Here is a 19,728-nt window from a genome sequence, read left to right on the forward strand (position 1 = left end):
TCCCCCCCTCTCCCCCTCCCTCCTCCCCGCCCACAACCCCCCCCCCCCCCCCCCCCCCCCCCCCCCCCCCCCCCCCCCCCCCCCCCCCCCCCCCCCCCCCCCCCTGCCGTAATGACGGCACGGCCGGTCTCGGTGCGCTGGAGAGACGCGAGAGCGTCGTCCACGTAGCGATCGCCGGGATCGCCACGCAGCCGCACAAAGGCGACATTCGACATGGACCCGGAAGAGCGCTTCGGTCGCCGGGCCCACACACAGCCGGGGCGCGTCAGCGTATGTCCGCCGTATCAAGGAGAGCGGCCACAGTGGGTGCGATGAGCCCGGTCAGATGGTCGGCCTGAATGCCTGCGCGGGCGCTGGCGCCGTCGAAGACCAGGATGAGCTGGCGGGCCAGCAGGTCGGGATCGCTCGCGCCACCCTGCTCGGCCTCGGAACGGAAGAAGGCCGTCAGGTTCGTTTTGATCTGGCGGGCCACCCGGCTCGCGGGGTGGGTCTGATTTTTCAGCTCGATCTGCACAGCCAGGTACCGGCAGCCCCGGAACTCGGGGGCACCCGCCTGCGACTCCAACCTCTCGAAGACATGCAGGACCCGCTCGCGGGGTGAGCGGCCATCGTCCGCCGACGGCAGCAGCCCGGCCACGAAGTCGGCGGCGCGCTCCTCCAGGCTCGCCGCCAGCAGCTCATCCTTACTCTCGAACAGCTGGTACATGGAGCGCTTGGACACCCCCGCCGCCTTGCACAGCGCCTCGACGCCGATGCCGACGCCGTCTCGGTAGGTGAGCGTGGCCGCTGCCTCCAGCAGCCGCTCTCTGGGACTTGCCTTCGCGTCGGTGGTCATACCGCGAGGTTAACCCGAATCGGACGAAAAAGAAACCGATCGGTTTCTCAGGGTGACGGGAGGACGTCTGGCGCCGTGCGGACGTCTGAAGTCCGCGCAGAGGCTCGGCAACTGCCTTGGCTGGAGAGGCGGTCGCCGAGCCATGACGCCGTGCGCGCCGGGTGAGCCGCGTTCCGACAGGTCGCCGCCGCCGGCGCGGTGACCGAAGTGCGGTTGCCCGGGCTCGCCCTTCCGCGGGCTGCGGGTGGTCACGCACCGCTGTGCCGCAGACTGGCACCGATCGCTTGACGCCCCAGGAGATGGATTTCTATGACCGACCGGCCTTTGACACTGATGGCGGTGCACGCCCACCCGGACGACGAGGCTACGGGAACAGGGGGTGTCCTGGCCCGGTATGCGGCGGAGGGCATCCGCACAGTGCTCGTCACGTGCACCGACGGTAGCTGCGGAGACGGTCCGGGAGGTGCCAAGCCGGGCGACCCCGGGCATGATCCGGCTGCCGTTGCCGCAATGCGTCGAGGCGAGCTGGAAGCGAGCTGTGACGTCCTGGGGATCGGTCATCTCGAGCTGCTCGGGTACGCCGACTCCGGGATGATGGGCTGGCCGGCCAACACCGCGCCCGGATCGTTCTGGAGTACACCCGTGGATGAGGCAGCCGCCCGGCTGGCCGAGCTGATGGTGCGCTATCAGCCTGATGTCGTCGTGACCTACGACGAGTACGGGTTCTACGGCCACCCCGATCACATCCAGGCGAACCGGATCACGATGGCAGCACTGGCGCTGACCGGGATGGCGTCGAAGGTGTACTGGACGACGGCGCCGCGCTCGATGATGAAGGAGTTCAGGCAGATCATGCGGGAGTTCGGCGCGGACTGGGAGGAGCCCGATCCGTCCGAGGCCGGGGAGGGGCCGGAAATCGGTCTGCCCGAGGAGGAGATCACCACGTGGGTGGACACGACCGAGTTCGGCAGCCAGAAGTTCGACGCGCTGGCCACGCATGCCAGCCAGGGTGAGAACATCTTCTTCCTGCGGATGGGCAAGGAGCGGTTCACGCAGCTCATGGGCGTGGAGACGTTCGTCAGGGTCCACGACACCACCGGCGCGCCCCTGCCCGAGAACGACCTCTTCGCCGGCCTGCGCTGAGCTCCGGCCGGCGGCCGCCCCTGCGACACGCGGAGAACCGGAGCCTGCACCACATCACCTGAGGGCGACCGACTCCACCGCCGTGACGGCCTGCGCCAGTCCGGGCGGATGCGGGGACCCCGGCACGGTCTGCCCGGCCCAGCCGGGCCCGAGCGTCAGGACGACCGGCTTCCTGCGAGCGCCCCGCACACCCCATTCGATCGCGGCGACGTGCTGAGCCAGTGGCCGGCTCGCGGTGGTGCGCGACTGCGCCCAAAGCCCCACCGCGACCGGACCGGTCCTGCGTACCGCGGCCACGAGTGACTCGACGGGCAGCGCGCCACCGAACATGCGTACGGGGACGCCGCGTTCGGCCAGGGCGGCGGCCAGGACCTCCAGCGGCAGCGTGTGGTTCTCCGCCGGCACACAGGCGAGAACCGTCGTGGCGCCCGGCCGGTCGGCGACCGCGGGCGGAGCGTGGCGCCGCAGCACGCCGGACACGTGCCAGGACAGGAAGTGCTCGACCTCGACGTACCTCTCCCCCGAGCTCTCCCACTTGCGGCCGACCGCCTGCAGAGTCGGCATGATCACCTCTGACCATGCCGCGACCAGGCCATGTTCCTCGACCGCGGCGCTCAGCAACCCGTCGAGCGCGGGGGCGTCGAGACGCAGGGCCGCACGGGCGACTCCCTTGCACTCCTGACGCACGTCGCCCAGGCGAAGACCGGTGCCGGCCCGGCTCCGGCCGTCGGCCGCCGGCCGCGGGGACCGAGCGGGACCCACGGGACCCGCCTGGGGCGTGGGCGCCACCGGACCCACCCCGCCGAGCGCCATGCGGGCCGCCTCGGCGGGCGGCAACCCGGTCGCCGTCAGCGCGCACATCCGCTCCAGCCGCGCCACGTCCACGGCCGTCCAGCGGCGATGCCGACCACCGGTGTGGGCCGTGGGGCCGAGGCCGTAGCGGCGGTCCCATGAACGGACCGTGGTCGGTGCCACCCCCAGACGCCTCGCCACCTCACCCGTGGTCAGCCCGCCACTCGGCGGGTCCTCGTGATCACCGTCGTCTCTGTCCAGGCTCATGCCCTCCATCGTACGACGCACAACCGACGCATGTTGTGCGCGTCGTTTTCGCTCACAACACTGACAGCAGGCGCTCGGCCGATACGGCGCCTGCCGACCGGACCGGTTCTGCAGGCGGTTCCGGCCCCCCGCACGGACGCACGGCAGGAGGAACAAGCCCATGACCACGAACACGCGATCCACCGGTGTCCGCTCCCCGGCAGCGGACGAGACGCCGTGCGAGGAGGAACTGGCCCGGGGCCTGTGCTCCGCGGACGAGATCGCGTTCGCGGCCGTCTACCGGCGCTGGGGCTCACTCGTCCACACCATGGCCACCCGTTCGCTCGGCGACTCCCATGAGGCCGAGGACGTGACCCAGCAGGTGTTCATCGGCGCCTGGCGCGGACGGGACGGCTACCGCCCGGAGCGGGGACCGCTCGGCGCCTGGCTGGTCGGCATCACGCGCCGGAAGATCATCGACGCACTGGCGGCCAGGACGAGGCGTCTCACGCTGATCGATTCGATGGCGTCCGAAGCCGACGTGCACGGCCACGAGGTGGGCGCGCCGGACGACGTCCTGGACCGGGTGCTCCTGGTCGATGCCCTGTCCCGGCTGCCGCGCCACCAGCGCGAGGTGCTGTGCATGGCGTTCTACGAGGACCTGACCCAGGCCCAGATCGCCGAGCACACCGGTATCCCCCTGGGCACCGTGAAGAGCCACACCCGGCGTGGCCTGCACCGGCTGCGTGAGGGGATCGAACAAGGCCGCGTCCGCGAGATCGCCACATAGTCGCGCACCGGAATCCGCCGCCGCGCGCATCCAGGGCGGCGCCCCCGCAAGAAGCAGCTACGAGACTCCGCAACCGGCGGAACCTCTCACCGAAGGGATGATCCACATGACCTTCCGGGCCCCCCTCATCCTCGCCGCCTCGGCGGGCGCATGCGCCCTGACTCTCGGCGTCACCGCCCCCGTCATGGCGGCCCCCGCCGCGACGGACGACTCGGCGATGGTGTCCGTCTTCCACGGCGTCCCCGGACTGACCGTCGACGTCTACGCCAACGGGAACGAACTGCTCAGCGACTTCAAGCCCGGCACCGTGACCGACCCGCAGTCGCTCGACGCCGGCACCTACGACATCCAGGTCTTCGAAGCGGGACAGAGCCCCGACGGCACACCGGCCATCGAGAAGAAGATCGACGTGCCGGCCGGAGCCAACGCCACGATCGCCGCCCACCTCTCCGCCGACGGCAAGCCCCAGCTGACGGCCTTCGTCAACGACGCCTCCCAGATCGCCGCCGGCGACGCCCGGCTGACCGTACGTCATGTCGCCGCCGCCCCGGCCGTGGATGTCCGAGCGGGTGGTCAGCCGGTCTTCAAGGGACTGGAGAACCCGAAGCAGGACACCGCTGTCGTCGACGCCGGCACCGTCTCGGCCGATGTCGTGCTCGCCGGCACGAACACCGTGGCGATCGGTCCGGCCGACCTGAACCTCAAGGAGGGCACCAGCAACATCGTCTACGCCTGGGGCAGCGCGGCCGACAAGAATCTCGCGCTTGCGACACAGACGCTCAGCGGCATGGAATCCACGCCGAACGCCGTCCACGCGGGCGGCAACGGCGCCGCCGTGAATGCGAACTCCTCCGACCAGTGGCTGACTTGGGCGGCCGCGACCGGGGCGGTCGCCCTGGCAGGCGTCCTGGTGACCCGCCGGGCCGCAGGCCGGCGTGGGTGACACGACACGACGGCTCACCGGCCTCACAGTGGCGACCGCCGCCCTGGCGGCGGTCCTCACTCTGGGGGCCGTCCCGTCGGAACAGGCGTCACCCCCGGGCGATTTCGGCACACCTGCTCCGGCACGGGCCGCCGCACCCGGCACGCTCTCCCCCGCCACCGGGGCACGGCCGAGTCCCCCACCGCAGGCTCAACAGCGGCATCCTCCCCAACGCATTCTGGTGCGCGACGTGGGCCTGGACGCCCGTGTCCAGCCAGTGGGCGTGACGGAGGCGGGCGCCATGGCCATCCCGTCCGATCCGGCCGTAGCGGGCTGGTATCGCTTCGGACCGGCTCCCGGAAGCCCGCACGGGTCGTCCGTGCTGGTCGGACACGTGGACAGCGACACGGGAGCCCTCGGCGAGTTCGCGGCGCTCTACGACGTGGAGCCCGGCGACAGGATCGAGGTGCTGCGCGCCGACGCCGAGCCGGCTCGCTACCGCGTCACCGCGCGTTCGACGGTACCGAAGGACGACCTCCCGTCCGCCACCTTCCGCCGGAGCGGCCCCGCGGTTCTCACCCTCGTCACCTGTGCGCCTCCGTTCCTCCCCGAGAAGGGCGGTTACCAGGCCAACCTGATCGTCACCGCCGAGCCACTCGCGGCCTGAATCCGGACGAACGCATCCGTACACGGACATCGCCCGGGACGGGGGGCGGGAGCGGGGCGGGCGGGGCGGAGCACAGGACAGGACAGGAGGGTGACGGTGCCACATGTCGAGCCCGCACACCTGATGGAACTGGCACTGGGAAACGACATCTCGAGCGACGACCCCGGCGCCCTGCAGCACATCGCCGCATGCAGCCGCTGCCAGGAGGAACTGCGCCTCATCACACGGGTCGTCGTCTCCGCCCGTGGCGTGGAGGAGTCAGACCTCCCGACCACCCCTCCGGATCGGGTATGGCAGCACATCACAGCGGAGTTGTCCGCGACCGAGAAGGCTCCCGCACCACCGCCCGTGAAGTCGACTCACGGCCTTTCCGTGGCATCGGCCCAGCCACATCGCACCCGCCGCCCCACGCACCTCGACCGTCGGACGACGCGATACGCACTCGGCCTTCTCGCGGGCATCGCCGTCATCTGGTGGTGGAGCCGCCCGGGGAACCTCACCGCCCGGACGAGAACGCCTTCACTCGTACTCCGGTGTCGCAGATGTGTACCGCCTGCTTCTTCCCGCCGGTGTTGGTGAAAGCAGGTGTGAGGGGGCGGGACTCGCCGGGAGGGACGATGTCGAGTCCGGTGATCGGGTCGCATTCGTCGAGGCCGGTGAAGATGAGTGCGGCGGAAGCGGAGTCCCCGGGAGCGAGCGTGAGTTTCGCGGCGTCGGCGGCTGATCCGTCCCAGTCCACCGGCAGCTCGGTCCGGCCGGCCTCGCTGACGAAGAGGAGGGAGGGGAAGCCGCTCACCGTGCAGGAGCCCGCCCCCTTGTTGGTGATCACGACCGAGGCCCGGCCCTGACCGGTGCTGCGAGCCACGGCCTTCAGGTTCTTCGTACGGCAGTGGTCCGCGGCGGGGCTGGGGAGGGAGTCGGCTCCGAGGAGCACCCCGGGTGGGGAGGACGCGCTGCCGTTGCCATTGCCGCCACCACTGTCACTACCGCCCGGAGTTCCGCCTCCGTCGGCGCTCACTGCCCCGCCGGTCTGAGAACCGTCGGCCTGCGGCCCGCCCCCGTCCGCCGTGCTCGACGAGCCCGAGCCCGAGCCCGAAGCAGTACCGGAACCGGAACCGGAACCGGAGGCGGTACGAGAATCTCTTCCCGAACCGTCCGCAGTGCCGGACGACGACGAGCACCCGGCCGTGCCGACGGCAAGGACGACAAACAGAACCGTGCTGCCTGCGGACATCAGTGGTCGGCGCATGTCTCCTGCCGGTTGCTCGAACGAATTGACGGACGCGGTCCCACAAGTGTGAGGGTATTGCATAGAATCCACGACGATCACGTTCACCGGCGCTGCGCACGGCACCGCCTTTGGGGGGAAGGCACGGCTGTGCACCCGAGCGACAACAGCATGGACCCGGGAGCGATACACCGTAGGCGTTTCCTGGGCGCGGGCGCGGTCACGCTGGGAGCCGCGAGCGCGGTGGCCGCCGGCCAACTGCTGTCGGGCAGCGCCTCGGCCTCCGTGGGCGGGGCCACCGCCACGGCCGGTGCCGGTACGTCGGTCAGCGGCACGGTCTTCAAGCTGGGCGTCGCCTCCGGCGACCCTCTGCCCACCGCGATCGTGCTGTGGACCAGGGTGCTGCCCGCGAATCCGGGCAGCTCCGGCATCCTGCCGCCCACCGTGGCGGTGAGCTGGGAGCTCGCCTCGGACAGCGGTTTCACGAAGATCGTCAAGAGCGGTACGGCGACGGCGAGCAGCAGCCTCGGTTACAGCGTCCACGTGGACGTCACCGGGCTGACCCCGGCCACCGACTACTGGTACCGGTTCAAGGCGCTGAGCCGCACCTCCCGCACCGGCCGCACCCGCACCGCCCCCGCCGCCGGAAGCACCCCCGAGAAGCTGCGGATCGCTCTCGCCTCCTGCCAGAACTGGGCGCACGGCTACTTCACCGCCTACCAGGACATGCGCGACCAGAAGCCGGACCTCGTGCTGTTCGTCGGCGACTACATCTACGAGAGCCCCGCCTACTCCTACCGCGTACGCCGCCACGAGGGCACGGGCTCGCCCGTCACGCTCACCGAGTACCGCGCCCGGCACGAGCAGTACGGCACCGACCCGGACCTGCAGGCGATGCGTGCGGCCGCCCCCTTCGTCGTCGTCTTCGACGACCACGAGGTGGAGCAGGACTGGGCCGGTGACGTGGCGAACGACCCGGTGGCCTGGCCCGCCGACAAGTTCCTGGCCCGCCGGAAGGCGGCCTTCCAGGCCTTCTACGAGCACATGCCGATCCGTGCCGCGCAGAAGCCCAGCGGCCCCGACGTCCTGATGTACCGCAAGCTCGACTTCGGCACCCTCGCCCGGCTGCACGTCCTGGACACTCGGCAGTACCGCGACGACCAGGCGACCACCGCCGACGAGGCCACGGAGACCGGCCGCGCCGTCATGGGCGACACCCAGCGGAACTGGCTGGTGAACAGCGCACGCAGCTCCGGCAGGCGGTGGAACCTCGTCGCCTCCCAGGTGATGATGGCCGAGACCGACTTCCTCGCCGGCGTCGGCAAGGAGTGGGCGTACGACGCCTGGGACGGCTACCAGAAGGAACGGGCCTCCCTGCTCGCGGAGTTCCAGGACGTCCGCAACCCCGTGGTGCTCTCCGGCGACCGGCACCGCACCATCGTCAGCGACCTCAAGCTGGACTTCGACGACGTGAACTCTCCCGTGGTGGGCGCGGAGTTCGTCGGGACGTCCATCTCCAGTGCCGGAGACGAGGACCTGGCGGCCTTCGCCGCCGAGTGGGCGCCCAAGCTGGCGGACAATCCGCACTGGAAGATGATCGACGCCCGGCGCGGCTACCTCCTCTTCGACATCACCGCGGACCGCATCGAGGCACAGCTGAGGACGGTCTCCACCGTGTCGACGAGGAACGGGAAGACCACCCAGGCCGCGACCTTCCGGGTGGAGGACGGTGTCCCGGGCGTGTACCAGGTCGGGGTCCAGACCCCTTCCTCGTCCTCGGCGAGCGCGAGCGCGGAGGCGTCCGCGACGCCGACGGACACGGCCACCCGGGCCGACACGGCCGAGACGACGACCTCAGCGGATCCGACGGGTCCGGCCACCTCGGGAGAGTCGTCGGCCACAGCGACCGAGTCCGCGGGCAACATCTCCACCACCTCGCCGGCGACCCCCTCCGCCACGCCCTCCACCACGCCCTCCACCACCCCCTGACCCTCCGGGAGAGAACGTGTTCACCACTCGACCCCGGCTGCGCGACGGGGGTCACAGACACCGGCGCCCCCTCGCCATGAAGGCATCCGTGCTGGCAGGCACGGCGGCGGTGATGGCGGCAGGCGTCTTCGCGGTGCTGCCCGGCGACGCGGACGCGATCGCCCCGGCGCGCGGCGACTACGACGGCGACGGCACGTCCGACCTGGTCTACCGCAACGTCGCGGGCCAGCTGTACATCAACACCGGCACGGCCGAGACCATGGTCCTGGACGCGGACGTCGCAAAGGTGAAGGACGTACTCACCCCGGGCGACCTCGACTCGGACGGCGTCCAGGACGTGCTGACCCTCAGCCCGAGCGGCGTGCTGTCCTTCCATCCCGGCATCTACGCACGCGTCACCGGCGGCCTGGGTTCACGCCGTACGGTCGCGACCGGCTGGCAGCAGTACAACAAGATCGCCGCCCCGGGCGACATGAACGCCGACAGCAAGGCCGACCTGCTGGCCCGCACCCCCACCGGCACCCTCTACTACTACCCGGGCAAGGGCACCGGCGACTTCGGCAGCCCCGTGAAGATCGGCACCGGCTGGCAGCAGTACGACGAAATGATCGGCGCCGGCGACCTGAACGGCGACGGCGTCGGCGACCTGCTGGCCCGCACCCCGGCCGGTGCCCTCTACCGCTACCTGGGCAAGAAGGGCGGAACCTTCAGCGCCAAGGTCAAGGACTCGAAGACCGAGTGGGCGTCGTACAACCAGATCATCGGCGGCGGCGACTGGGACGGCAACGGCAAGACCGACCTGCTGGCCCGGGACTACTCCGGCAACCTGTGGATCTACGCGGGCAACGGCAACGGCACCTTCGGCACCCGTTCCGCCCGCAGCAAGGGCTGGGGCAAGGCCACACAGTTCGCGGGAGCCGGTAACAACCCGCACTTCGGCAAGTTCGGGATCATGGGCCGTACGTCGGCCGGAAACGTCTACAGCTACGAGGTCACCGGCACCGGCACGCTGACCGGCAAGCTCCTGGTCGGCGGGGCATGGCCGTCCTCCAGCACCCGCCTCGCGTACGCCTCCAGCCTCCGCGAGAACGGCCTCGCCGACCTGGTCGTCCAGTCGGTCAGCAGCGGCAGGCTGACCAACCCGGCGTACTACGCCCTCGCGGACCCCCTGCTGTCCGCCGACTCCACCTCGTACCAGCGCATCGTCGGCCCCGGTGACCTGACCGGTGACGGCAAGGGCGACCTCCTCGCCGTGACCAGCACCGGCACGCTCTACCTCTACCAGGGCAACGCCTCCGGCATGTCCGTCGCCGGCCGCGTCAAGCTCGGCACCGGCTGGCAGCAGTACAACGCCCTTGTCGGCGCGGGCGACTTCACGGGCGACGGCCGCCCCGACCTCCTGGCCCGGGACACCTCCGGCACCCTGTGGCGCTACGCGGGCACCGGCTCGGCTTCCACCCCCTTCTCGGCCCGGGTGAAGATCGGCACCGGCTGGCAGCAGTACAGCAGACTCTTCTCGCCCGGCGACGCCAACGGCGACGGCAAGGCCGACCTCATGGCCACGAACTCCTCCGGCGCCCTGTACTTCTACGCGGCCACCGGCACCGGCACCTTCAAACCCCGCGTCGCGAAAGCCACCAGCGGCTGGACGGGCTGGGCAGACCTGCTGTGAGCACGACGGCCGGCCGACGCGAGGCCGGTCGGCGCCTTGCCTGGTGTCGCCGCCTACGAGGCCCGGCCGCCTGGCGGGGAACCGCGCCTGCAACCAGAGTGGTCGTCGGTCTACCACCACGGGTGTAGCTGGGGAGGAAAGCCGGGTGGAGCGATCGCATGCGGCCTACGCTCGGACGATGTTCGCGCAGCGCACGTGGAGCCCGGCGGTTCGCAGGGCCTTCCCGCAGGTGGCAGACACCGTCTACGCGGTGGTGTCGGTCTGGATCTCGAGCACTGCGCTGCGCAACCTGCCCGACCCGCACGGCTATTGGCGGCAGACCGATGTATGGGCCTACGTGCTGATCGCAGCGGTCTATCTTCCGCTGGCCGTGCGCCGCCGGGCTCCCCTGACCGTGCTCGTCTCCACCGCGGCCTGCGTGCTCTGTTACTTCGCCCTGGCCTATTACCACGTGGTCGTCGTCAGCGGACTGGGACTGGCGCTCTACACCGTCGCGGCGCAGTGCCCGCGCAGGGTCGCTGCGAAGTGCGCCGCCGCATCGCTGCTCGTGCTGCTGTGGGGCGCGCGGCTCGCCGAGCCCGGGAGCGGCCCGTTCAGTGTGGCCTTCGTGACCGTGATGGTCGCCGTCACCTGGGTGACCGGTGACCGGTCCCGCCGGCTCGCGGAGCGCGGCGAGCGGCTCGCGGAGCTCAGCGGGCAACTGCGCCTGGAGCAGGAGGAGAAGGCCCAGCGGGCCGTCATGGCCGAGCGGATGAAGATTGCCCGTGAGCTGCACGACGTGATCGCCCACCACGTGTCCGTGATCTCCGTCCAGACCGGCCTGGCCGGATACGTCTTCACCTCCGACCCAGGGACGGCCCGCAGTGCGCTGGACACCATCGCGGCCAGCGCCCACGAGGCCATGGCGGAGATGCGCCGCATGCTGGTCCTGCTCCGGGAAGGGACCGAGCGTGCCCAGGAGGGGGCAGGAGCCCCCACCCCTGCCCCCGGTCTCGGGCGACTGGACCAGCTGGCCCGGCGCGTCGAAGCCGCGGGTGTCCCCGTCGACGTCCGGATGACAGGTGCCCCGTTCGCGCTGCCGCCCGGCGCCGACCTGTGTGTCTACCGGGTCATCCAGGAAGCTCTCACCAACGTCATGAAGCACGCGCCGACAGCGAACGCGAGCGTCACGGTGCACTACGACGAGGCCGCGGTTCATGTCCTCGTGGCCGACGACGGACAGGAGGCAATTCCCGTCCCCACCACCGCGGGGCACGCCGGCCATGGTCTGAACGGCATGCGTGAGCGGGCCGGTATCTACGGCGGAACGGTGACCGCCGGTCCCGGACCGCAGGGCGGCTTCGAAGTCGCCCTGACCGTCCCCGTGTCCCGCGACAGGTGACCAAGCGTCTCGGTCCCCGGCCGGGCACTCGTTCTCAGGAGCCTCAGGCCGTGGCGGACCGTCCCACCCCGGATTGTGGTCGATGTCGGTGGCGCCGATACCTTGCATCAGACGAGGTACACCACGGGAAGGGACATGCCGTCTCAGGATCAGATCTCGTGACCGGCGGCTTCCCTCAACTCCCGTCCTCAGATGGGTCGCGTGCAAGGATGTGCCAGTGACCGGATCGTCTTCCTCGCTTGTCGCCCAGGGCATGCCACGCGACAACGGCGTGGGCTCTCGTGCCGCTGCCGTGCTGGTGTTCGGGTCCTCCGCCGCAGTCCTGGTGGTCGAGATCGTCGCTCTGCGGCTGCTGGCTCCTTACCTCGGCCTCACTCTCGAGACCAGCACCATGGTGATCGGCATCGCCCTCACCGCGATCGCCCTCGGCTCCTGGCTGGGTGGGCGCATCGCCGACCAGGTCAATCCACGCCGGCTCATCGGCCCTTCGCTCGGGGTGTCGGGAGCGGTCGTGGCGCTCACCCCTGCCGTACTGCGCACCACTGCGGAGTGGGCGCCGGCGATGCTCTTGCTGATCGCGTCGCTGACCATCCTCGTGCCGGGCGCGCTGCTCTCTGCGGTGACGCCGATCGTGACCAAGTTGCGCCTTACCAGCCTCGCCGAGACGGGAACGGTCGTCGGCCGGTTGTCCGGCGTCGGCACCGTGGGCGCCATCGTCGGCACCGTCCTCACCGGCTTCGTCCTCGTGTCGCGGTTGCCGGTCAGCGGCATCCTGATCGGCCTCGGGACGCTGCTGGTGGTCGGCTCGGCGCTGGTTGAGTGGCGAACGCGCGGGTGGAGAAGTGCTCCTGCCCTCACACTCGTCGTCGTTGCCGGCGGCCTTTCCACCCTGGTCGCGCCCGGTGGCTGCGACGCGGAGACCAGGTACCACTGCGCGCGGGTCGTCGCAGACCCCGACCGGGCCGGCGGCCGCACACTCGTTCTGGACGGCGTGCGGCACTCCTACGTCGACCTCGACGACCCGACCTTCCTGGAGTTCACGTATGTGCGCGCCATCGCGTCGGTGGTCGACGCGGCCTTTCCCGAGGGTGAGCCACTGGCCGCCCACCACCTGGGCGGCGGCGGGCTCACCTTTCCCCGATACCTCGCGGCCACGCGGCCCGGGACGCGGAGCCTTGTATCCGAGATCGACAGTGGCGTCGTGGGCATCGACCGCGATCAACTCGGTCTGAGATCAGCCGCCGGTATCGACGTACGCGTCGAGGACGGCAGACTCGGCCTGCGACGGCTGGACGCCGGCAGTCGTGACCTCGTCGTCGGCGACGCCTTCGGGGGCGTCAGCGTGCCGTGGCACCTCACCACGGTGGAAGCGATGAATGACATACGGCGGGTGCTCAACGAGGACGGCCTGTACGTCGCCAATCTCATCGATCACGGCGGGCTGGCCTTCGCACGTGCCGAAGTAGCCACCCTCAGCGCGACGTTCGAGCACGTCGCCCTCGCCGGCGAACCCGCCGATATCGGCCTCGACCCGACCGCCACCTCCAAGGGCGGCAATATGGTGGTGCTCGCCTCCAACCGACCGGTCGACCTCCGCGCGGCCCAGCAAGCACTGGACGCCCGCCGAACCGGCTGGAAGATCGCCACCGGCAACGACCTCACGTCCTGGATCGGCGACGCCCAACTGCTCACCGACGACTACGCACCTGTCGACCAACTCCTCCAGCCCTACAGGGCACCCAGCGGCCAGTGACGGGACACACGTCCTAGCTGTATTGACCCGCAGCGTTGTTCACACGGCTGATGGGTGGCTTGCCTCCGAGTGCGGTGTGGCAGCGGTGGTGGTTGTAGGTGTGGAGGAAGTCTGCCAGGGCGGTGGTGCGTTCGGTGTTGCTGGTGTAGGGCCGCAGGTAGGCCCATTCGTCGAGCAGGGTGCGGTTGAAGCGTTCGACCTTGCCGTTCGTCTGCGGCCGGTAGGCGCGGGTGAGTTTGCCGGCCGCGCCGAGGTCGGCAAGTGCCTGCTGCCAGGCGAAGCTTTTGCGGTAGGGCCAGGCGTTGTCGGTCAGCACCCGCTCGATGCGGTCGATGCCCGCGGCGTGGAAGAAGGCCGCCCGGCGGAGGAAGGCTGCGCAGGTGGTGGCCTTCTCATCGTCGTGGATCTCGCTGTAGGCGAGGCGGGAGTGATCGTCGATGGCGGAGTGGACGTAGTCGAAGCCGACGTTGCTGCGCCGGGCGCGGCCGGCCTGGCGGCCCAGGACCTTGTGACCGCCGCCGTCGGGGATCCGGCCGAGTTTCTTGACGTCCACGTGGATCAGCTCGCCGGGCCGTTGACGTTCGTAGCGGCGGATGACTTGTCCGGTGGGCCGGTCGAGGAAGGCCAGGCGGTTGAGGCCGTGCCGGGTGAGGACACGGTGCACCGTCGAGGGGGGCAGGCCGAGGATCGGCCCGAGTCGTGCGGGCCCGAGTTTGCGGTCCTGGCGCAGGCGGCATACCTGGGCTTCGGTCGCGGCAGTGGTGCGGTGTGGTGTTCTGCGTGGGCGGCTGGAGCGGTCGATGAGTCCGCTTTCGCCCTCGGACCGCCAGCGCTTGCTCATCGCCGCATAGCCTTCGAGATCCTCGGTCGGCCGGGAGGTGATGATCACTGCGTAGTACGGCGGTTCAGGACGGACAAACGAGGTGGTCATGTGAAGGGCCCTCCATCGGTAAGGAGCGAATGACGCCAAGGCTACTGACATGATTCTTGGCTGGCCACCGCGTTACACGATGAACAGTCAGCTCCCGCACATCCGGCCGGACTTTCGCACAGCTGCGGCAACCCTTGTTCCGAACTGGGTACGTCTCATCCTGCGGCCGCTTTCGGCGCGCTCGATCAAGGGCTGGCCCAGGTCTTCCGCCGGATGCTCCTGTTACCGACGTCGTAGCGGGGTGCACGCTGCCGGTTCTGCGATGCGGTGATCCCCCTGGCAACGCAAAACCCCACCCCGCACAACGCGGGATGGGGCTTTTGTTGGAGCGCTGAGCAGGCCTTGCATCTGCATCTCCCCGCAGGAAGCGGGACGTCTTTCCTTGGACCACCAACGCAGCGACGGCAACCAGGAGTTCGGCTGCCGGCTCAAGAACGATCATAGCGGATCCTGCTGCACGCCAAGGCCGTCGCTCACTACGGAACTCAGCTGAGAGGCGGCCTCCGCTGATGCCCCACCAGCCATGCCGCTCAGTGCTGAAGCTCGTCAGACTGCTCAGGCAGCGGCGGTCGGGCGCGACGGGGGCGGCGCAACCGGTGCCGCCCTGCTCAGAGCAGGACAGGAGCCGGAACAGGAGCAGGTAGGTGGGCAAGCACGCCGCAGGTGTGTCGCGGCATGCCCGTGGCTTCCAGCGTCGTCGCTCCGGGGCCGCGCCTCGGGCTGCCCGCTCATCGGCGCACCTCCCGGCGCGTCGTATCGCCACACGCACGCGCGGTGCGGGGTGGCCGGGAGCGCTCATGGCCGTACTCCTGTCCGCTTGCCGCGGACACCGGTCGACATGGCGCCCCCTCGTGGTCTCCCGTCGGCAGACGCAGTTCCGTCACCTGGCGGCATAAAGGCCTTCACGGAACGACCCCGGCCGTCTCGACGCCGCACACGAACCGGAGCACGCTATGACACTGAACACCTCAGCTCACGGGGGGGGGCGCCAATGGAGTGGATCTCGCTGGCCAGCACCGTGGTGGGCGGTGCCATCGCCACAGCATCGGCCGGTCTCCTGGACCATCGCCGCTGGAGAAGGGAACGCGGCGACCAGCACAGGGACACCCGCCGCTCCCTCTACGTCTCCTACCTGGCCGCCCTGGCAAAGGCCCGGCACACCTGCCGCGTCACCGTGCGAGAGCCAGACACAGATCCACACCAACGCACGCGTGCCGTATGGGAGGCCTTCGAAGCGTGCACAGCCCTGCGCTACGAAGTATCCATCTGTGCGCCTCGCTACATCGTCGGGCCGTCGGATGACTCATTCCGCCGGCTCCGCGACCTGCGCGACGTCGTCGCCGACGGATGCAGCCGGGACAGCAACGAGTACGTCACGGGCCGACTGCGGTACGACGAGGCGTACCAGTCCCTCCGCGACGCCATGCGGAAAGACCTTGGCGCGGACGCCTGAAACGTACGGCGCGAGGCCCAGCTCACAGGGCCTCGCCCGCCCGACGACGGCCGTCACGGCATCGAGGTACCGGAGCGCGGGGAGTGCTCGGCCGGTGAGGCCCGGCAGCCAACTGCCGTCACCGGCGTCGATCAGGCAAGGAGGTCACCGAGCGGCCAGCGACGCTGGATCGAGCAGGCCGACACCTCCGGACTCCGCCCTCGCCGGAGAAGCCGCGCGAGGCACGGCTGCGGGCTTCTTCGCGGAACGGCTCCATCGATCTCATTCGCAGAGTGTGCCGGGGCGATCATGACCGCCTACACGATGAGGTGAACCGGTCGGGGGCCGACGGCCGACGCCGCCCTGGTCGGCCAGGCCGCTTCGGCGGGCGCTTCAAGAGGTCCTGGTCAGACAAAGAGGCCAACCGTGTGGGGGGCTCGGCTCAGCCCTCCGATGGGAGAGGATGCGGCGTTGCCGGGTGCGCGTTGCGTCGCCAGAAGGTGAGGCGCCACCAGTACAGGACTTTGGGGTCATCGGGCCACTCGCCACTACTGGCCGGCTCTTCGAAGGAGTCCCGGGACGGGGCGATCGGACGCCACCCTGGATCCAACGGCTCGTCGTGAGCGGGAGGCCGCACGTTCTTGAGGAAGCGCTCCTCCATGGCGCCGAAGCGCTGATAGTTCCGTTGCGCGTCGACCAAGCACACCGCATTGGCTCCGAAACTCCACGGCCACCGCAGCTGCGCGAGGTCGTCCTCCCAGAAGCACACGGAGCAGATCTCATAGCCTCCGTGCTCGCCGAACATTTGATGCCCGCAGCATGGGCACGGAAGCCAGCCCTCCGGCGGAGGCGCAATACCGCTGGCCGGGTCCATCAGGCGCTCGCCTTGGGCCTCGGCTTCTGTCTGCCTGTCTGCCTCTTTCATGCAAGTGAGCGTACGAGACGCCGATCAGGCAGGCCGACACGATGGGCGTGGACGACCATCCAGCCGCGCTGCGGTCCACAGGGGCACCGTGACCCTATGCCCGACGCAGGGCGAGCTGGAGGCGAGTGGACTCGGCGCGCAGGAGTCTGCACGGCCGCCCTGGTCGTACGCGCACGGCCATCTGTCGAGAGGTGATCTTTGGACATCCACCACCTCGGGCCCGACCGCAGCTCCCCGGCAGCCTCTCGACAGGGAGCCGGGCGGCAGCTCGCCATGGGGCGTTGTCAGTGGTGGCAGGCAGGATGAGGGGCATGACGACTCCAGCTGCTCAGATCGTGGATGCCGCCGCCTACGCGCAGGCGGTCGAGGATGCGGTGAAGGCTGCGGCGGCCTACTACGAGGGCGGCACCTCGCCGATGGACGACGACACGTACGACCGGCTGGTGCGTGGCATCTCTGCGTGGGAGGCCGATCACCCCGATGAAGTACTGCCCGACTCCCCCACCGGGAAGGTCGCCGGCGGGGCCGTGGAGGGGGACGTGCCGCACACGGTGGCGATGCTGAGCCTGGACAACGTCTTCTCCCCGGAGGAGTTCGCCGCCTGGACCGCCTCGCTGGCCCGGCGTATCGGCCACGACGTCACGTCATTCAGCGTGGAGCCCAAGCTCGACGGGCTGGCGATCGCCGCCCGCTACAGCCGCGGCCGCCTCACCCGGCTGATCACCCGCGGAGACGGGACGGCCGGGGAGGACGTCTCGCACGCGATCGGCACCATTGAGGGCCTGCCCGAACAGCTGGCCGAGCCGGTCACCGTGGAAGTACGCGGTGAAGTCCTCATGACCACCGCGCAGTTCGAGCACGCCAACGAGGTGCGCACCGCGCACGGCGGCCAGCCGTTCGCCAACCCGCGGGGCGCCTCGGCGGGAACCCTGCGCGCCAAGGACCGCGCGTACACGGTGCCGATGACCTTCTTCGGCTACGGACTACTGCCGCTGCCCGACACCGAGTCCGTGCTTGCCGAGCGTCTGGGCGAGCTCGCGCACAGCGACCTGATGGCCACGAGCGCCGCGTACGGGATCAACACGACGGCCGCCACCACCGTCCCCGGCGTCACCGCCGCCACGGTCGAGCAGGTCCTGGCCGCGTGCACCACCGCGCTGGGCTGTCCGGTGTCCAGGACGACGCCTGTGGCCTGGTTGTCCACCCCGCCACGGACTCCGAGATCCGTCGGACAGACCTTGCGCAGGGCGGCCATCAGGGCAGTCGCGTCGAGATCGAGGAGCTCGTCGGGGTTGCCCGCGACGCCGAGTTCGGTGACGAACCGGTGCGCGAGCTCCTCGGCCCACCAGACCGGGACGATGCGAGCGGGCCCGCCGGAGAACCCGGCCAGCCGCCGGTACAGACCGTTGGCGGAGGAGGCGCCGAGTAGCCCGAAGGTGGCATAGGCGCCGCCGCTGTGACCGTAGACCGTGACCTGGTCGGGGTCGCCGCCGAAGTGGGCGATGTTCCGCTTGACCCAGGTCAGCGCGGCGATGACGTCCTGCAGGAAAAAGTTGCTGGCCTCGGCGAGCCGCCCGCCGTACTGCGAGAGCGACAGCGCGCCCAGTGCGCCGAGCCGGTAGTTGACCGACACACCCACCACGCGTCCCGTCGCGGCGAGACCGGCTGCGTTCGAGGTGATCTGCGTGTTCGCGCCGTACTCGTATCCGCCGCCATGGATGTACACGGCCACCGGAAGCGCCTTGCCGGCCGACTGCTCGGGAGCCCACACATTCAGGTTCAGGCAGTCCTCACCCATCCCGCTGTCCGCTTCGAGCCAGTCGCCGCTGTCGGGCTGGACAGAGACGACGCCCTTGCGGTCATAGGGGAGGCCCGGATCGAAGCCGATGACCACGGGGCGGCGGTACCGCTCGGCGGTGGCGTACGGGACCCCCCACCAGGACCACACCCCTGGTGCAGTCGGAGCCTCGGGAGCGGTCGTGGCCATGGCGTGAGATCCTTCCGGTGGTTCGGGTGTTTCGCGCGGCGTGTCGGCGGCTGATCGCTCGCGGTGACGCTCCCCCATCGTCACCTGGGATTAGACAAAGCGACCGGCGGGTGGCGGTCACCTGGTGGTCATCAGCTGACACTTCGGCAACAAGATCTCGGTGCAGGCCATGAACTTCTCCTACCTGGCCGACGGCCAGATCGTCGGCGAACGGCGTCGGCTCGACCTCCTCGGGGTGACGCAGCAGACCGGTGCCGTACCGGCGCCGTGAACCTCATAGCGCCGGGTGAGCCTTCTGCAGCGGCATTGCCGCTGCCGGGAGGGCCCGTACTGCGCGGTGGCAGCGGACAAAGGCCCGCACCGGAGCGCGGGCGCCGACGCGGGTTCACCGCAAGAGGTCGGTCTCTTCTTCTTGATCCGGCGTCTTCGCGCAGACAGTGCCCGCTGCGGTGAGAGCTGTACGTCTAATAAGCGCGTGGGTTGGCCGCTGGGCCAGTCCAGGCGGGGGCCGGGCGAGACGTCTGGCTGTAAGCAGCACCGGGACGGGCCACCCAACTGCTCGCCTCCACATTGCGCCGGGTCTACCGGCGACAGACCGACGGTGCCGTACGCGCAGTCGTGGTGGAGGGACCTCCGGCACGTCTACTTGTGCGAAGGCACGAGGTGCCCTGCTGCTCACCCACGGGCGTGCGGCTCACGGACAGTACGGACGGCCCGCGATCGGTGCGGTCGGCCGCGCTTGTCTGCGCAACTGCCGTGGTCCCCGTGGTGGCGGTGCCCGCCCCGGACGGGTTCCCGTCGCCACTCGGAGCCGTCACGACGTCCTCCTTCACCCGTCGTAGCGCCGAGGAGCGGCCAACAGGGCCGGACGGCCCTCGGGCCGGCCCGCACGGCCCTGTCCCCACACCTCGCCGGGGTTGACTCTGAGTTCCAGGAGGCAGGCCGCGCCTTGATCACATGACAGCCACCGGCACGGTCGTCCGACGGGTCCGAACTACGGCGAGGTGACGACGTGGACATCCTGGTGGGCTACGC

Annotated in this window: 13 protein-coding genes and 3 pseudogenes; 10 read left to right on the forward strand and 6 right to left on the reverse strand. The window is 70.1% G+C overall.

What is annotated here, in order from left to right:
* Window positions 1-265: 265 nt before the first annotated feature.
* The gene (locus tag ACZ5XS_RS33150) at window positions 266-835 is read right to left on the reverse strand and encodes a TetR/AcrR family transcriptional regulator (protein ID WP_468657615.1); all 570 of its coding nucleotides are present in this window, start codon (window positions 833-835) and stop codon (window positions 266-268) included.
* A gap of 309 nt (window positions 836-1,144) precedes the next feature.
* On the opposite strand from ACZ5XS_RS33150, the gene ACZ5XS_RS33155 reads away from it, so the two are divergent.
* Window positions 1,145-1,978, forward strand: a complete 834-nt coding sequence (locus ACZ5XS_RS33155) for a PIG-L family deacetylase (protein ID WP_468657617.1) — start codon at window positions 1,145-1,147, stop codon at window positions 1,976-1,978.
* A gap of 54 nt (window positions 1,979-2,032) precedes the next feature.
* Here the strand turns inward: ACZ5XS_RS33155 and ACZ5XS_RS33160 are convergent, their stop codons facing one another.
* Complete coding sequence (locus tag ACZ5XS_RS33160; RefSeq protein ID WP_468657619.1) at window positions 2,033-3,037, reverse strand: MerR family transcriptional regulator; 1,005 nt, start codon at window positions 3,035-3,037, stop codon at window positions 2,033-2,035.
* A gap of 160 nt (window positions 3,038-3,197) precedes the next feature.
* Here ACZ5XS_RS33160 and ACZ5XS_RS33165 point away from each other — a divergent pair, with 160 nt between their 5' ends.
* From ACZ5XS_RS33165 to ACZ5XS_RS33175, 3 genes are all read left to right on the forward strand, one after another.
* The gene (locus ACZ5XS_RS33165; RefSeq protein WP_468657621.1) at window positions 3,198-3,806 is read left to right on the forward strand and encodes a sigma-70 family RNA polymerase sigma factor; all 609 of its coding nucleotides are present in this window, start codon (window positions 3,198-3,200) and stop codon (window positions 3,804-3,806) included.
* Between the two features lie 106 nt (window positions 3,807-3,912).
* Window positions 3,913-4,749, forward strand: a complete 837-nt coding sequence (locus ACZ5XS_RS33170; protein ID WP_468657623.1) for a DUF4397 domain-containing protein — start codon at window positions 3,913-3,915, stop codon at window positions 4,747-4,749.
* A gap of 220 nt (window positions 4,750-4,969) precedes the next feature.
* Window positions 4,970-5,395 (forward strand): class F sortase, encoded by a 426-nt coding sequence (locus ACZ5XS_RS33175; protein WP_468657625.1) that lies wholly within the window; start codon window positions 4,970-4,972, stop codon window positions 5,393-5,395.
* Between the two features lie 496 nt (window positions 5,396-5,891).
* Here ACZ5XS_RS33175 and ACZ5XS_RS33180 read toward each other — a convergent pair whose 3' ends face one another.
* Window positions 5,892-6,329: a DUF4232 domain-containing protein gene (locus tag ACZ5XS_RS33180; protein ID WP_468657627.1), complete on the reverse strand. Its 438-nt coding sequence runs from the start codon at window positions 6,327-6,329 to the stop codon at window positions 5,892-5,894.
* Between the two features lie 465 nt (window positions 6,330-6,794).
* On the opposite strand from ACZ5XS_RS33180, the gene ACZ5XS_RS33185 reads away from it, so the two are divergent.
* The 4 genes from ACZ5XS_RS33185 to ACZ5XS_RS33200 all read left to right on the forward strand — a co-directional run bounded on the left by ACZ5XS_RS33185 (window position 6,795) and on the right by ACZ5XS_RS33200 (window position 13,418).
* Window positions 6,795-8,612: an alkaline phosphatase D family protein gene (locus tag ACZ5XS_RS33185; protein WP_468657649.1), complete on the forward strand. Its 1,818-nt coding sequence runs from the start codon at window positions 6,795-6,797 to the stop codon at window positions 8,610-8,612.
* Between the two features lie 16 nt (window positions 8,613-8,628).
* Window positions 8,629-10,284, forward strand: coding sequence for an FG-GAP repeat domain-containing protein (locus tag ACZ5XS_RS33190; RefSeq protein ID WP_468657629.1), 1,656 nt, complete (start codon window positions 8,629-8,631; stop codon window positions 10,282-10,284).
* A gap of 178 nt (window positions 10,285-10,462) precedes the next feature.
* Window positions 10,463-11,665, forward strand: a complete 1,203-nt coding sequence (locus ACZ5XS_RS33195) for a sensor histidine kinase (RefSeq protein ID WP_468657631.1) — start codon at window positions 10,463-10,465, stop codon at window positions 11,663-11,665.
* Between the two features lie 253 nt (window positions 11,666-11,918).
* Window positions 11,919-13,418, forward strand: coding sequence for a fused MFS/spermidine synthase (locus ACZ5XS_RS33200; protein ID WP_468657651.1), 1,500 nt, complete (start codon window positions 11,919-11,921; stop codon window positions 13,416-13,418).
* A gap of 13 nt (window positions 13,419-13,431) precedes the next feature.
* On the opposite strand, the pseudogene ACZ5XS_RS33205 reads toward ACZ5XS_RS33200, so the two are convergent.
* Window positions 13,432-14,253: pseudogene (locus tag ACZ5XS_RS33205) on the reverse strand (IS481 family transposase); the annotation flags it as partial.
* Window positions 14,254-15,340: 1,087 nt separating this feature from the next.
* Here ACZ5XS_RS33205 and ACZ5XS_RS33210 point away from each other — a divergent pair.
* Entirely contained in the window at window positions 15,341-15,802 is a 462-nt protein-coding gene (locus ACZ5XS_RS33210; RefSeq protein WP_468657633.1) for a hypothetical protein, read from the forward strand.
* Between the two features lie 421 nt (window positions 15,803-16,223).
* Here ACZ5XS_RS33210 and ACZ5XS_RS33215 read toward each other — a convergent pair whose 3' ends face one another.
* On the reverse strand, window positions 16,224-16,706 hold the full coding sequence (locus ACZ5XS_RS33215) for a CPCC family cysteine-rich protein (RefSeq protein WP_468657635.1): 483 nt from the start codon (window positions 16,704-16,706) through the stop codon (window positions 16,224-16,226).
* 311 nt (window positions 16,707-17,017) lie between these two features.
* On the opposite strand from ACZ5XS_RS33215, the pseudogene ACZ5XS_RS33220 reads away from it, so the two are divergent.
* Window positions 17,018-17,845 (forward strand): annotated as a pseudogene (locus tag ACZ5XS_RS33220) (NAD-dependent DNA ligase LigA); the annotation flags it as partial.
* A 173-nt stretch (window positions 17,846-18,018) separates the two neighbouring features.
* Here ACZ5XS_RS33220 and ACZ5XS_RS33225 read toward each other — a convergent pair.
* Window positions 18,019-18,771 (reverse strand): annotated as a pseudogene (locus ACZ5XS_RS33225) (carboxylesterase family protein); the annotation flags it as partial.
* Between the last annotated feature and the right edge of the window lie 957 nt (window positions 18,772-19,728).

It is taken from the genome of Streptomyces sp. NPDC033131 (assembly GCF_055578365.1).

Bases quoted from the DNA above. Each gene is read 5' to 3' on its own strand.
- ACZ5XS_RS33150 (WP_468657615.1), bottom strand. From the start codon at position 835: ATGACCACCGACGCGAAGGCAAGTCCCAGAGAGCGGCTGCTGGAGGCA.
- ACZ5XS_RS33155 (WP_468657617.1), top strand. From the start codon at position 1,145: ATGACCGACCGGCCTTTGACACTGATGGCGGTGCACGCCCACCCGGAC.
- ACZ5XS_RS33160 (WP_468657619.1), bottom strand. From the start codon at position 3,037: ATGAGCCTGGACAGAGACGACGGTGATCACGAGGACCCGCCGAGTGGC.
- ACZ5XS_RS33165 (WP_468657621.1), top strand. From the start codon at position 3,198: ATGACCACGAACACGCGATCCACCGGTGTCCGCTCCCCGGCAGCGGAC.
- ACZ5XS_RS33170 (WP_468657623.1), top strand. From the start codon at position 3,913: ATGACCTTCCGGGCCCCCCTCATCCTCGCCGCCTCGGCGGGCGCATGC.
- ACZ5XS_RS33185 (WP_468657649.1), top strand. From the start codon at position 6,795: ATGGACCCGGGAGCGATACACCGTAGGCGTTTCCTGGGCGCGGGCGCG.
- ACZ5XS_RS33195 (WP_468657631.1), top strand. From the start codon at position 10,463: ATGTTCGCGCAGCGCACGTGGAGCCCGGCGGTTCGCAGGGCCTTCCCG.
- ACZ5XS_RS33200 (WP_468657651.1), top strand. From the start codon at position 11,919: ATGCCACGCGACAACGGCGTGGGCTCTCGTGCCGCTGCCGTGCTGGTG.
- ACZ5XS_RS33210 (WP_468657633.1), top strand. From the start codon at position 15,341: ATGGAGTGGATCTCGCTGGCCAGCACCGTGGTGGGCGGTGCCATCGCC.
- ACZ5XS_RS33215 (WP_468657635.1), bottom strand. From the start codon at position 16,706: ATGAAAGAGGCAGACAGGCAGACAGAAGCCGAGGCCCAAGGCGAGCGC.